Annotated in this window: 13 protein-coding genes and 1 pseudogene; 9 read left to right on the plus strand and 5 right to left on the minus strand. The window is 74.0% G+C overall.

The window, feature by feature from the left end:
- Positions 1-93 precede the first annotated feature (93 nt).
- The 6 genes from ligM to Acit_RS01885 all read left to right on the plus strand — a co-directional run bounded on the left by ligM (position 94) and on the right by Acit_RS01885 (position 6,555).
- Positions 94-1,503: a vanillate/3-O-methylgallate O-demethylase gene (ligM, locus tag Acit_RS01860; protein ID WP_248105259.1), complete on the plus strand. Its 1,410-nt coding sequence runs from the start codon at positions 94-96 to the stop codon at positions 1,501-1,503.
- Positions 1,504-1,505: 2 nt separating this feature from the next.
- Positions 1,506-2,393, plus strand: coding sequence for a methylenetetrahydrofolate reductase (locus Acit_RS01865; RefSeq protein WP_248105260.1), 888 nt, complete (start codon positions 1,506-1,508; stop codon positions 2,391-2,393).
- Positions 2,394-2,397: 4 nt separating this feature from the next.
- A complete protein-coding gene (locus Acit_RS01870; protein WP_248105261.1) occupies positions 2,398-3,786 on the plus strand; it encodes a hypothetical protein in 1,389 nt (462 codons plus the stop codon).
- A 38-nt stretch (positions 3,787-3,824) separates the two neighbouring features.
- A complete protein-coding gene (locus Acit_RS01875) occupies positions 3,825-4,985 on the plus strand; it encodes a 4-hydroxybenzoate 3-monooxygenase (protein ID WP_248105262.1) in 1,161 nt (386 codons plus the stop codon).
- A gap of 91 nt (positions 4,986-5,076) precedes the next feature.
- Entirely contained in the window at positions 5,077-5,940 is an 864-nt protein-coding gene (locus Acit_RS01880; protein ID WP_312709072.1) for a fumarylacetoacetate hydrolase family protein, read from the plus strand.
- Positions 5,941-5,979: 39 nt separating this feature from the next.
- Positions 5,980-6,555: a SixA phosphatase family protein gene (locus tag Acit_RS01885; RefSeq protein WP_248105264.1), complete on the plus strand. Its 576-nt coding sequence runs from the start codon at positions 5,980-5,982 to the stop codon at positions 6,553-6,555.
- On the opposite strand, the gene Acit_RS01890 is transcribed toward Acit_RS01885, so the two are convergent.
- The 5 genes and pseudogenes from Acit_RS01890 to Acit_RS13825 all read right to left on the minus strand — a co-directional run.
- Positions 6,542-6,895 carry an acylphosphatase gene (locus Acit_RS01890; protein WP_248105265.1) on the minus strand — a complete coding sequence of 118 codons (354 nt, stop codon included), beginning with the start codon at positions 6,893-6,895 and terminating at the stop codon, positions 6,542-6,544. The genes Acit_RS01885 and Acit_RS01890 overlap by 14 nt on opposite strands.
- A gap of 7 nt (positions 6,896-6,902) precedes the next feature.
- Complete coding sequence (locus tag Acit_RS01895) at positions 6,903-7,850, minus strand: nucleotidyltransferase family protein (RefSeq protein WP_248105266.1); 948 nt, start codon at positions 7,848-7,850, stop codon at positions 6,903-6,905.
- A complete protein-coding gene (locus Acit_RS01900; RefSeq protein WP_248105267.1) occupies positions 7,847-8,773 on the minus strand; it encodes a beta-ketoacyl-ACP synthase III in 927 nt (308 codons plus the stop codon). The genes Acit_RS01895 and Acit_RS01900 overlap by 4 nt, the downstream gene beginning before the upstream one ends.
- Positions 8,774-8,795: 22 nt before the next feature.
- A complete protein-coding gene (locus Acit_RS13820) occupies positions 8,796-9,002 on the minus strand; it encodes a thiolase C-terminal domain-containing protein (RefSeq protein WP_376745997.1) in 207 nt (68 codons plus the stop codon).
- A gap of 547 nt (positions 9,003-9,549) precedes the next feature.
- Positions 9,550-9,918: pseudogene (locus Acit_RS13825) on the minus strand (thiolase family protein); the annotation flags it as partial.
- A 272-nt stretch (positions 9,919-10,190) separates the two neighbouring features.
- Between Acit_RS13825 and Acit_RS01910 the strand changes: the two are divergent.
- The 3 genes from Acit_RS01910 to Acit_RS01920 all read left to right on the plus strand — a co-directional run bounded on the left by Acit_RS01910 (position 10,191) and on the right by Acit_RS01920 (position 12,730).
- Positions 10,191-10,661 (plus strand): NifU family protein, encoded by a 471-nt coding sequence (locus tag Acit_RS01910; RefSeq protein WP_248105269.1) that lies wholly within the window; start codon positions 10,191-10,193, stop codon positions 10,659-10,661.
- Positions 10,662-10,857: 196 nt separating this feature from the next.
- On the plus strand, positions 10,858-11,448 hold the full coding sequence (locus Acit_RS01915; protein ID WP_248105270.1) for a polysaccharide deacetylase family protein: 591 nt from the start codon (positions 10,858-10,860) through the stop codon (positions 11,446-11,448).
- Positions 11,449-11,461: 13 nt separating this feature from the next.
- The gene (locus Acit_RS01920) at positions 11,462-12,730 is read left to right on the plus strand and encodes an MGDG synthase family glycosyltransferase (protein ID WP_248105271.1); all 1,269 of its coding nucleotides are present in this window, start codon (positions 11,462-11,464) and stop codon (positions 12,728-12,730) included.
- Positions 12,731-12,753: the final 23 nt, after the last annotated feature.

Raw genomic sequence — 12,753 nt, forward strand, 5'->3', positions numbered from 1 at the left:
CCGGCGGTGGTCGGCTCGGAGGAGAAGGCGGGCAGGGGACGGCGGCTTCGGCCCCTGGGCACTGGACGTGAGCAAGGAAAGGAGAGGTTCGGTATGGGCAAGCGAAGCCTGCAGGAGGTGCTCGACCAGGCGGGTGACGTGGTCGGGCTGTTACGGAACTCCCAGATCGGGGCGTACATCTACCCGGTGGTGCCGTCGGAGTTCACGAACTGGCGCCGCGAGCAGAAGGCGTGGCGGGAGACGGCCGTGCTCTTCGACCAGTCGCATCACATGGTGAACCTGTTCATCGCCGGGAAGGACGCGCTGCGGCTGTTGTCGGACACGGGGATCAACAGCTTCGCCAACTTCCCGCCGGGACGGGCGAAGCAGTTCGTGCCGACGTCGCCCTCGGGTCACGTCATCGGGGACGGGATCTTGTTCCACGAGGAGCAGGACCAGCTGGTGTTCGTGGGGCGGGCGCCGACGGCGAACTGGTTGCTGTACCAGGCCGAGGCGGGGAAGTACGACGTGGAGGTGGTGAAGGACGACCGGTCCCCGAGCCGTCCCTACGGGAAGGCGGTGCAGCGGCGCTACTGGCGGTTCCAGATCCAAGGCCCTGCGGCGTGGCAGATCATCGAGAAGATCAACGGCGGGTCGCTGGAGGCCCCGAAGTTCTTCCACATGGGGTGGCTGACGGTCGCGGGGCTCCGGGTCCGCACCCTGCGGCACGGGATGGCCGGCGCCCCGGGCCTGGAGCTGTGGGGGCCCTACGACTCCTACGAACGGGTCCGGGAGGCCATCTTGGAGGCCGGCCGGGAGTTCGGGCTGGAGCCCTGCGGTTCTCGTGCCTACTCGACGAACACGCTCGAGTCGGGCTGGATCCCCTCGCCGCTCCCGGCGATCTACACGGGTGAGGAGTTGCGCGGGTACCGGGAGTGGCTGGACGAGGACTCCTACGAGGCGACGAACGCCCTGGCGGGCAGCTTCGTCTCGGACGACATCGAGGACTACTACCTGAACCCCTGGGAGCTCGGCTACGGATCGTTCGTGAAGTTCGATCACGACTTCATCGGCCGGGACGCCCTCGAGCAGATCGACGGGAGCTCGCAGCGCAAGAAGGTGACCCTGGCCTGGAACGCCGAGGACGTCGGCAAGGTGCTCACCTCGATCCTGGACACCGAGCACCGGGGATACATGTTTTTCGACCTGCCGAACGCCAACTACGGGTCGTCGAACTACGACGCGGTGGTCGACGCTGCGGGACACGTGGTCGGGCTCTCGTTGTTCACGGGGTACAGCGCGAACGAGCGGCGGGTCCTCTCGCTCGCGACGGTCGACCACGACATCCCGCTCGGGACCGAGCTCCGGGTGGTGTGGGGCGAGCCCGACGGTGGTTCGAAGAAGACGACGGTGGAGCCCCACGACCAGGTCGAGATCCGGGTGGTGGTGAGCCCGGCACCCTACTCGGTGACCGCTCGCCTGGAGTACCCGGGCGGCTGGCGGCGCCGGGCGGCGGAGCAGTGAGCGTGCCCGGGGAGGGCCAGGCCCCGCGGGGGGCCTGGCCCGAGGCCCTGCGGGCCTTGGTGGCGGGGGCGGACTACGAGCTGATCCCCCTGCGGAACCTCGAGGAGCAGGTGGCGGGCCTGCCGGCGTCGGTCCCGGTGACGGTGACCGCGTCGGTGAAGCTCGGGTTGGACCGGACCGTGGCCTGGTCGGTGCGGCTCGCGGAGCGAGGGCACCGGGTGGTGCCGCACCTGCCCGCCCGGCAGCTCGAGGGGCCGGGGGAGCTGGCGGACCGGGTCGCGCAGCTGGCCGAAGCCGGGGTCCGGGACCTCTACGTGGTGGGCGGCGACGCGACCGAGCCGCGTGGCCGGTTCCGCGAAGCCCTCGACGTCCTGCGGGCCCTCGGGGAACTGGGGTATCGCTTCGAGTCGGTCGGGGTGGCCTGCTACCCCGAGGGCCATCCGGCGATCCCTGAGGAGCGGCTCTGGGAGGCGTTGCTGGCGAAGCAGGAGCTGGCGACCTACATGTGCAGTCAGCTCTGCTACGACGCCACGGCGCTGGCGGCCTGGCTGCGGGACGCCCGCGCGAGGGGGGTCCGGCTCCCGCTGCACCTGAGCGTCGCGGGACCCCTGGGGCTTTTGAAGCTGAGCGAGCTCTCGCTGCGGATCGGGGTGGGGGAGTCCGTGAAGTACCTCGCCAAGCAGCGCGGGCTGGTCGGGGCGTTGCTGCGAGGCCGGCGCTACGCCCCGGAGGCTCTGCTGGAGGAGCTGGGCGAGGGCCTCGTGGACCCCGAGCTCGGCATCGAGGCCCTGCACCTGATCACCTTCAACCAGGTCCACGAGACCCTCGACTGGCAACGAACGCTCCTCGGCTCCTCGGGCAACGAGGACCGTCACCGCAGAGGAGGATGAGACCGTGGCGAGCGACGAGAGCCTGGAAGACGCCCTTCGGAGGGTCGGGGACCCGGTGCGGTTGCTCCGGGACGCGATGGCCCGTCCCTACACGTTCCCGGTGACCCCGGAGTTCAGCAACTGGCGGTCCGAGCAGCGCGCTTGGCTCGAGACCTGCGTCCTGTTCGACCAGAGCCACCACATGGCCGACCTCTTCGTGCGAGGACCGGACGCCGTCCGGGTCTTCGCCGACCTCGGGGTCAACAGCTTCGAGCGCTTCCGGCCCGGCATGGCGAAGCAGTTCGTGGCCACGAACCCGGACGGGTTCGTGATCGGGGACGGCATCCTTTTCTACCTTGACGAGGAGGAACTGGACTTCGTCGGTGCCCACCCGGCCATCGTGGACTGGGTGCACTACCACTGCGAGACCGGGCAGTACCGGGTGAGCGTCGAGCGGGACGAGAACTCCTACGACCGGGAGGGTCCGCCGATGCTCTACCGCTACGAGCTCCAGGGGCCCCGGGCCCTCGCGGTGGTCGAGCGGTTGATTGGCGGTCCGGTGCCCGAGGTGCCGTTCTTCCATCTCACCCAGCTGCGTATCGGGGGGCGACCGGTGCGGGCGCTTCGGCACGGCATGGCCGGCCAGCCGGGCTTCGAGCTCTTCGGGCCGTGGGCCGAGGGCGAGGAGGTCCTGGCCCGCATCCTGGAAGCTGGCAGCGACCTGGGACTGGTGCGGGCCGGGGCCAGGGCCTACTCCTCGGCGAACCTGGAGTCGGGCTGGGTCCCCTCGCCGCTGCCGGCGATCTTCACGGGCGAGGAGCTCCGGCCGTTCCGGGAGTGGCGGCGGGCAGCCCGCATGGGCTCCCTCGGGGGCAGCTTCCTGGCGGAACGGATCGAGGACTACTACCTGACCCCCTTCGACCTGGGCTACGGTCGCCTAGTGGCCTTCGACCACGAGTTCGTGGGCCGGCGCGCCCTGGAAGGCCTGCAGGGCCAGGCGGCTAAGGAGAAGGTCACGTTGGTGTGGGATCCTGACGACGTCGCCGCGGTGTTCCGGTCGCAGATGGAGGACGACCCCCCGGCGAAGTACCTCGAGTGGCCGAAGTCCCGCTATGCGTTGTTCCAGTACGACGACGTCCGGATCGAGGGCCGTCACGTCGGGGTGTCCCTGGACTGCGGGTACGTGGCCAGTGTCCGGGCGATGCTCTCGCTGGCCGTGGTGGACCGGCAGGTCGCACGACCTGGCCAAGAAGTGGAAGTGCTCTGGGGGGAGGAGCCGAACTCGGCGAAGCCCCAGGTCGAGCCCCACCGACAGGTGCGAATCCGGGCACGAGTCGCCCCTGCTCCCTACTCGGAGGTGGCTCGGGGCGCGTACCGCTCGGCCTCGACCAGCGAACTGCGCCGGGCTGGCTGAGTCCGGGTGGCGCCCCGCGCGTGAGCACGACGCGCCGAGTGCAGGTCGCGGTCGTAGGTGGTGGTCCTGCGGGGTCCCTCCTCGGCATCCTCCTGCACCGAGCGGGGCTCGACGTGGTGGTGCTGGAGCGGCGCTCGGTCGAGCACGTGCGGGGCAGGATCCGGGCGGGGGTGCTCGAGCATCCGAGCGTGACGATGCTCCGGGAACACCGGTTGGCCGATCGGGTGGACCGGGAGGGCATGCGGCACGAGGGCGTGGTGCTGTCGGACCGGGGGGATCCCCTGCGGGTCGACTTCCAGGGTCTCACGGGGCACGGGGTCGTGGTCTACGGCCAGACCGAGCTGCAGAAGGACCTCTTCGCCGCCATCGAGGCCGAAGGGGTCGAGTACCTCGACGAGATCGAGGAGCTCGCGCTCGGGGACGTGACGAACAGGCCGGTCGAGCTTCGCTATCGGCGTGGCAGCCGCGAGGAGACGCTCCTGGCCGACGTGGTGGCGGGCTGCGACGGGGCCCACGGCGTGACGGCGGACGCGGTCCCGAGGGGTGTCCGCCGGACCTACGAGCGGTACTACCCGTTCGGGTGGCTCGGCATCATGGCCGAGACGGCACCGGTCCACCCGGAGCTCATCTACGCCCGCCACGAGCGGGGGTTCGCGCTCTGCTCGATGCGCCACGCCCGCCTCAGCCGGTACTACCTGCAGGCGCCGCTGGACACCGATCTCGGGGCGTGGCCCGACGACCGGTTCTGGGACGAGCTCCGGCGCCGCATCCCACCGGCAGCGGCCGAGCGCCTCGAGACCGGGCCGTCGATCGAGAAGTCCCTGACACCCCTGCGCAGCGCGGTGGGTGAGCCGATGGCGTACGGCTTCCTCGCGCTGGCCGGGGACGCGGCGCACAGCGTCCCGCCGACCGGAGCGAAGGGACTGAACCTGGCCCTCGCGGACGTGGTGGACCTCGCCGAGGTGCTCCTCGAGGCGAAGGACCCCGGCCCCGAGGCCCTGCAGGCCTACTCGGACCGTGCCCTGCGGCGGGTCTGGCGAGCGGTCCGCTTCTCCTGGTGGATGACCACGGTCCTGCACCGCTTCCCCGACGACGGCCCCTTCGCCGAGCGGATCCAGGACGCCGAGCTGGCGCTGCTCCGATCCTCCGTCGCGGCCCGCCGGGCAATGGCTGAGCAGTACGTCGGGATCCTTCCCTGACGCCCGGCCCGCTGCCCCGTGCGCCGAGCCTCGCGCCGGGGCTGGGCGATCCTTATGCTGGCGCTGGTTGCCACCAGGAAGGGAGGGTCCTGTGCGGCTGGCGACGTTCCGAGTCGACGGTGTGGTGAGGGTGGGTGTCGTGGACGGCGACCACCTCCAGGCAGTGGAGGCCCCCGACCTGCTGAGCGTGCTGGTGGAGTGGGAGCAGTCGGGCCCTCCTGAGCCTCGGGGGCAGGTGTGGTCCCTGGCGGCCGTGGAGCTCCTCGCCCCCCTGCCCCGCCCGCCACGGAACGTCTTCTGCGTCGGGAAGAACTACCGGGATCACGCCCGGGAGTTCTCCCGCAGTGGCTATGACCGCTCCGCTGGGGGGGAGGAGCTCCCGAGCGCCCCGGTGGTGTTCACGAAGCCGCCCTCCGCCGTCGTGGGGCCGGGAGCGACGATCGAGCGGCACCCGACGGTGACGAAGGAACTGGACTACGAGGCCGAGCTGGCGGTCATCATTGGCCGGCCCGGCCGGGACATCGCCCCGGAGGACGCCCACCGTCACGTCTGGGGCTACACCATCGTGAACGACGTCACCGCACGGGACCGCCAGCGGGCCCACCGACAGTGGTTCCTCGGCAAAGGGCTCGACAGCTTCTGCCCCATGGGCCCGGTCGCGGTCAGTGCCGACGAGGTCGACCCCGAGGGGCAGGCCCGTCCCGCGCTGGAGCTGTCGTGCTGGGTGAACGAGGAGCTGCGCCAGCGGGCCAACACCGCCGACCTCCTCTTCGACATCCCCACGCTCATCGCCACGATCTCGGCCGGCCTGCGCCTGGAGACCGGGGACGTCATCGCCACCGGCACCCCCGCTGGCGTGGGGATCGGCTTCGACCCGCCCCGCTTCCTGGATCGGGGCGACGAGGTGACCATCACCATCAGCGGTATCGGGACGCTTCGCAATCGTGTGGCATGACCGGACCTGGTGGTCCGGCGGGGCTGCCATGATGGGCGGGTGCAGGTGGCGGTGGTGCGCCACGCCGACGCCGGTCGGCGCAGCGAGTGGACCGGTGACGACCTCGAGCGGCCCTTGAGCCCGTTGGGTCGGGCCCAGGCCGAGGCCCTGGTCGGTCCCCTGCGAGCGGCCGGGGCCGCTCGGCTGCTCAGCAGCCCGGCCCGCCGGTGCCGGGAGACCCTGGCGCCCCTGGCCGCGGCCCTGGGCCGGCCGGTCGAGGTGCATGAGGCCCTCGGCATCCCCGGTCCGTCGGGCGTCCCGGGGATCGAGCGGCTCGCCGCGGCCTTCGCCGCCGGCGACGGCCATGACGGCGCCCGGGCACCGGCGGAGGAGCCGCCCCTGGTAGTGGCCTGCACCCACGGGGAGGTCATCGAACGGCTGCTCGGCCCTCTGGCCCGCCCCCAAGGCCTGGCCGTACCAGGCCCGAAAGCCGGGATCTGGTGGTGCCGGCTCGATCCGGCCTCGCCGCTCGGCCTGCAGCTCGAGGGTTGCACCCTGCCCGAAGAGCTTGGCGAGGGCCTCGGGCACGGGGGAGCGGAGGCCGAGCCTGACAGAGGGCAGCTCAGCGGGCGCTGAACGGGTCGGGGAAGGGGGCGAGCTCGGCTGGCGGGGCCGTTCCCGCTGGCCCTTGGCGGACGTCGACCCGCTCGACCTCGGCCAGGGGCGGGCCCTGGCGGCACCAGGCCACGAGGCTGGCCAGGGCCGCGTCGGGCCCGATCGCCAGGACCTCGACGCTGCCGTCGGCCAGGTTCCGGACCCAGCCAACCAGGCCGAGCTGGCGGGCGACCTGCTGGCAGGACAGGCGGTAGCCGACACCCTGGACCCGGCCGAGGACCCGCAGGTGGCACCAGCCCGCCGTCGGGCCGGTCGCCGGCGACCCCGGGGTCCCGTCGGGCTCCAGGGGCCGACCGGTCATCGCGTCCTCAGGCCTCCTGGGGCGACGCCCAGGGCCACTCGGGGCGCTGCCCGGTGGCCACGAGCTCGGCGATGGCCGCTTTGGCCAAGGGCAGGTCGGCCTGGTGCGTCACCCCCACGCAGCGGGCCTCGGTCCGCAGGACCCGCACCGCCTGGACCTCGCCGGGCAGCTTGCCGGCCACGAGGGCGCAGAGCACCTCGGGGAGGAGGACCTCGGTGGGGCTCGGGGGCTCGGCGTCCGCTGGCAAGCTGCCGTCCGGGCGGACCTGGGGGTGCACCTCCGCCACCGCCTCGGCCACCGCCGGCCAGATCGCCGGGGTGCAGCCGAAGAGGTTCACCGACACCGGGGTGCTCGGGTCGAGCTCGGCCGGTTCTCGCCCGTCGGCGGCCTCGAAGCGCCCGTCGGGCCGGCGCCGGACCTGGCGACGCTCATCGATCCAGGCCAGGAGCCCGTCCTCGGCTACCTGGACGGTGCCCCGGGTGACCGGCCCGTCCCCCACCAGGCTGCGGGCCAGGTCGTAGGCGACCAGGGCGTGCTCGGCTGGGCCGCGCCGGAGGTGGTCGACGACGAGGGCCAGGGCGTCGGGACCGTAGACGTCGTCGCCGTTCACCACCACGAAGGGCCGCTCCCCGAGGACCGGGCGAGCGCAGAGCAGGGCGTGGGCCGTCCCGAGGGGTACGGGCTGGAGGACCTGGTGGACGGTGAGGTCGGCGGGCCAGGTCCGGGCCAGGTGGTAGGCGATGGCCGGGCCGGTGCGGGGACCGAGGACGGCGACGACCTCGTCGATGCCCGCGGCCCGGGCGTCCCCCACCGTGAGGTCCACGACCGCCTCCCCGTGGAGCCCCAAGGGCGCGAGCGGTTTCACGCCACCGTAGCGGGTGGCCAGCCCGGCGGCCAGCAGGACCAGGACCGGCCGGTCGCCCCGGGTAGCCGAGGACCCGCCGGCGCTGCTCATGCGCCCCAGCGGAGGACGGCGCTCGCCCAGGTCATGCCGCCCCCGAAGCCCGAGAGCAGGACGGTCGACCCTTCCCGGAGCCGGCCGGTCTCGAGCGCGTCGGCCAGGGCGAGGGGGATCGACGCCGACGAGGTGTTGCCGTAGCGGTCGATGGTCACCACGTAGCGCTCCGGCGCGATCCCCAGGCGCTCGGCCGCGGCGACGATGATCCGGGCGTTGGCCTGGTGGGGCACGAAGAGGTCCACGTCGTCGGGGGTCAGCCCGGCCCGCTGCAGGGCGACGAGGGAGGACTCGATGACCGCCCGCACGGCGTGGCGGAAGATCTCCTTGCCGTTCATGGCCAGGTAGCCACCGTGCTCGCAGTAGAGCAGGTGACGCAGCGAGCCGTCGGCCCCGAGGTGCCAGCCGAGGAGCTCCGAGGGGCCGTCGGTGGCCTCGAGGACCACCGCCCCGGCGCCGTCGCCCACCAGCACCGCCAGGGTCCGGTCGTCCCAGTCGGTGATCTTCGAGAGGGTCTCGCTCCCGACGAGCAGGATCCGCCGGGCCCCGGTGGCGATCAGGCCGTGGGCCGTCACCAGCCCGTAGACGAAGCCCGAGCAGGCGGCGTTCAGGTCGAAGGCACCACCCCCGATCCCGAGGCCCTCCTGGACGGCGGCCGAGGTGCCCGGCACGATGCCCTCGGGGGTGGTGGTCGCCAGGATCACGGCGTCGACGTCCTCGGGCCGGACCCCGGCCCTGGCCAGGGCGGCCCGCCCGGCCTCGATGGCGAGCCCGGAGGTGGTCCCGCCGATCCGGCGCTCCTTGATGCCGGTCCGCTCGGTGATCCAGGCGTCGGAGGTGTCCAGGCGGGCCGAGAGGTCCTCGTTGGTCACCACCTTGTCGGGCAGGGCGATCCCCCAGCCGGTGATCCGGGCTCCGCTCATCGGTCCGCTCCTCGTGTGCCTCTCATGCGCCGACCAGGACGTGCGCGGCGGCCAGGGCCGCGTCCCCGCCGATGATCCCGCCGGTGTTCACCGTCAGGGCCACTCGCGCCCCGGGCACCTGCCGGGCTCCGCAGCTGCCCCGCAGCTGCCACGTGGCCTCGACGACCTGGGCCAGGCCCGTGGCGGCCAGGGGGTGGCCCCGGCCGACCAGCCCGCCGCTCGGGTTCACCGCCAGCCGCCCGCCCCCGGGGGTGGTGCGGCCGGCCTCGGTGGGCGTAGAGCTCCTCGGCCGAGGTGGCGTCGTGGAGCTCCACGAGGTCCACGTCCCCCGGTCCGAGGCCGGCCTGCTTCCACGCCTCCTGGGCCACCTCGGCCAGCCGGTCGTGGTAGTCCCGGTCCCCGTTCCCGGAGCGGGCCACGCTGGCGGCGACCCGGGGTCCGCTCGCCCCGGGGTCGGCCCGCACCACCACGGCCGCCGCCCCGTCGGTGAACGAGGAGCACATGGCCCGGGTCAGCGGCCCGGCCACCGGCCGGTCCGCCAGGACCTCCTCGACGCTGACCGGGGTCCGCCACTGGGCGAAGGGGTTCACGGCCGCCAACTGCCGGGCCTTCGCCGCAGCCGCAGCGATCTGCCGGACGGTCGCCCAGCCCCGCTCCAGCTGGCGGCGCACCCAGGAGGCGTTGAAGCCCATGAGCACGCTGCCCGCCTCGCTCGGGTGCCGATCCCGCAGGCCGGCCCGCTCGTCGGCCGGGAGCCCGTCCTCGATCGCCGCCAGGGTCGCCGACCGGTCACCGGTCCACATCTTCTCCACCCCGACGGCCAGGACCGGTCCCTGGCCGGCCGAGGCCGCCAGGACCGCCAGGTGGAGCGCACTGGAACCCCCGGCGCAGGAGTTGTCGACGTTCACCACCGGCGCTCCGCCGAGCCCGAGGCGCCGCAGCCAGGTCTGCCCCCGGATGCAGCCCTGGTCCAGCAGCCGACCCCCCGTGGCGTTGGCGGCCACCACCAGGCCGACCCCTCGGGGCTCGAGGTCGGCGTCCGCCAGGGCCCCGGTCGCCGCTTCGAGGGAGAGCTCCTCGACGGAACGGTCCCTCGTCGACATGGGGGTCATGGCCGCGCCGACCACCCGCACCGACCGCGTCATCTGGGCCTCCTCGAAACCGGCCTCCCGGCGGCCTGGCTGGTGGGCAGTCTCCGCATGGCTCTAGGCTGCTGCAGCGGTTGCTCGTCTCGAACGGGCCAACCCGGGCGACCGAGCCGGCGGAGGGACACACGAACTCCACGACGCCACGACCCGTTTGACGCCTGGGGCGTGACGGCGGGCAGCCTAGCAGTCGCCACTCGCCGCTGACAGGACGAGGCCGTCCCTCGGCGGCGCCGGCCCGTCCAGGGGGACCCACCCGGCAGAATGGACACGTGACCGCAGCGGAACGCGACCAGGCCAGGGCCCACGACGGCGCCGGCTCGATGCCCGGCCCCGAGCCGCCGTCCTCGGTGCCGGTGAGCGTCCCCGTGCCCGCCCCCCGGCGAGCTGCCCCCGGCGGGGCCTCCGCCCGAAGCACCGGGGAGCCGACCCGGGACGACGAGCTGGCTGCTCGACGGGCCGCGCTGGAGGAGCTGATCGAAGCGATGCGGCCGGCCGTCCAGGCTGATGGGGGGGACCTGGAGCTGGTTGACGCCGACGTGGCGGCGGGGGTGGTGGAGGTGCGGCTCAGGGGGGCCTGCTCGACCTGCGCCATCGCCTCGGCCACCTTGCAGGGCGGGGTCGAGCGGATCCTCCGGGACCGTCTCCCCTGGGTCGTGGAGGTCCGGGGCGGGGTCGACGAGGAGGAGGACCCCTTCGCTTCCCTGGCGGCCGGACGGGGGGCGTACGTCCCCCGGTTCTGAGTCCCCGTCGTCGGCGCACCCGCGCTCGAGCCGGGGTGCCGGGTCGCGCTGGCCCGTCGCCCTCGGCGCGCTGGGCGCCCCGGTCCTCGGCACCGGCCTGCTCCACGGGCTTCCGGCCCTGAGCGTCCTCGGGGCGCTGGCCCCCTGGTCGCCGCCGTCCCTCGGGCGGTGGTGCCGCTGGCGGGTCGCCCCGGCGGTGGCCGGGGACCGGGTGGCCCTGACCTTCGACGACGGTCCCGATCCCCGCACCACCCCGCGGGTCCTGACCGTGCTGGACGAGCGGGGTCTGCGGGCGACGTTCTTCGTGCTCGGCGCGGCGGTCGCCCGGTCCGGGTCGCTCGCAGCCGAGGTGGTGGCCGCAGGGCACGAGCTCGGGGTCCACGGTTTCCGCCACGAGCACCACCTGTTGCGAGGGCCGGGGTGGGTGCTCGAGGACCTGCGGCGGGCCGTCGGGGTGGTGGGGGAGGCGACCGGGCAGGCTCCCCGGTGGTTCCGGCCCCCCTACGGCCAGCTGGCCGCCGGCTCGCTGCGAGCTGCCCGTGCCCTCGGGCTGGAGGTGGTGCTCTGGTCGGTCTGGGGCAAGGAGTTCGCCGACCCCGAGCTCGAGCGCATCCGCCGACGGCTGGCCTCGGGGCTGCGGCCTGGGGCGGTGGTGCTGCTCCACGACAGCGACCTGGCTGCCCCGGCAGGAACCGGGGCCCGTACCGTGGCGCTGCTGCCGGGCTTGGCCGAGGACCTGGCTGTCCGGGGTCTCCGTGCCGAGCGGCTGGATCGGGTGGCAGCATGATGCGCGAGGGGCCGTGGCGATCGAGGGACGGGGCACGAAGGGCGTGGCGGTGACGACGCAGGGGGCATCGGGCGAGGCCGCAAGGGGCACGGTGTCCCGGGCCCTGGTGGTGAGCGGCTCGATCGGCCGGGGCCACGACACCGCGGCCGAGGCTTGCCGGACGGCCCTCGGGGCGGCCGGGGTGGCCAGCGACGTCGTGGACGCCATGGCGCTCCTCGGCGGGGCAGCCGGCCGGGTCGGCGAGCTGGTCTTCCGTCGGACGGTGGCCGCCGCCCCGGTCTACGACGCCCTGCACTTCTCCCAGCTGCGGGGGGGCAGCCCGCTGGCCGATCGCATCGAGCGGGCCGCGGCCCAGCGGCTGGTGCCGAAGCTGCGCCGCGAGGTGGAGAGCCGGGGAGCGGAGCTGCTGGTCTCGGTCTTCCCCACCGGGGCCGGGGCCCTCGGCCGCCTGCGGGACGAGGCGCCGGGACGGCGGGTGGTGGTGGTCTGCACCGACGCCGCCGCCCACCGGCTCTGGGCGCATCCGGCGGTGGACCGCTACGTGGTCTGCTCGGAGATGGCGGCCGGCACCATCCGGCAGTACCTGCCGGCGGCCGACGTCGTGGTCCTGCCCCCGCCGGTCCTGCCCGGGTTCTTCGCCGCGCCGGGCCGGGCCGAGGCCCGCGACGCCCTGGGGGTCGACCGGGCGGTGCCCTGCGTGCTGCTCATGGGGGGGAGCTGGGGACGGCTGGGGCTGGAGGAAGCCGCCCGGGCCCTGGCCGACAGCGGCTACCACGTGCTGGCGGTGGCCGGGGCCAACGCCGCCCTGCGGCGCCGGCTCGAGGCCCTCGCCCGTTCGGTTCCCCGGCTCGGGGGTGCGGGGGTGACCGTCTTCGGCTTCACCAGCCAGGTCCCGACCCTCATGGCGGCCTGCGACGTGGTCGTGACCACGCCCGGCCAGAGCTGCCACGAGGCCCGGGTGGTGCGGCGACCCCTCGTGGTGCTCGACGCGGTGCCGGGCCATGGCCGGGAGAACCTGCTCTGGGAGATGGCCCGGGGCGGTGCGCTGGCCTGCACCCCCCGGCCCGCCTCGGTGGTGGCCGGGGTGGCGGCCGCGCTCGAAGGTGCCGTCGACGCCGACGCCCCCTGGCCGGTGCGGAGCGCGGAGGAGTGGGGGAGGCAGTTCGTGGCCGCCGTCGGCGACCTGGCGGGCATGGGGACCCCTCGCCCCTTCGCCAGCTTGCTGCCCGGCGAGCTTCAGGTCGAGGCCTCGGCGGCCCGCCCCGGGGTGGCCCCCGCCTGACCCGGGCTGCCCGCCGGTCGTGC

The sequence above is a fragment of the Aciditerrimonas ferrireducens genome (genome assembly GCF_023130475.1).
Classification (GTDB): domain Bacteria; phylum Actinomycetota; class Acidimicrobiia; order Acidimicrobiales; family UBA8190; genus Aciditerrimonas; species Aciditerrimonas ferrireducens.

Bases quoted from the DNA above. Each gene is read 5' to 3' on its own strand.
- Acit_RS01900 (WP_248105267.1), bottom strand. From the start codon at position 8,773: ATGAGCGGAGCCCGGATCACCGGCTGGGGGATCGCCCTGCCCGACAAG.
- Acit_RS01895 (WP_248105266.1), bottom strand. From the start codon at position 7,850: ATGAGCAGCGCCGGCGGGTCCTCGGCTACCCGGGGCGACCGGCCGGTC.
- Acit_RS01890 (WP_248105265.1), bottom strand. From the start codon at position 6,895: ATGACCGGTCGGCCCCTGGAGCCCGACGGGACCCCGGGGTCGCCGGCG.
- ligM (WP_248105259.1), top strand. From the start codon at position 94: ATGGGCAAGCGAAGCCTGCAGGAGGTGCTCGACCAGGCGGGTGACGTG.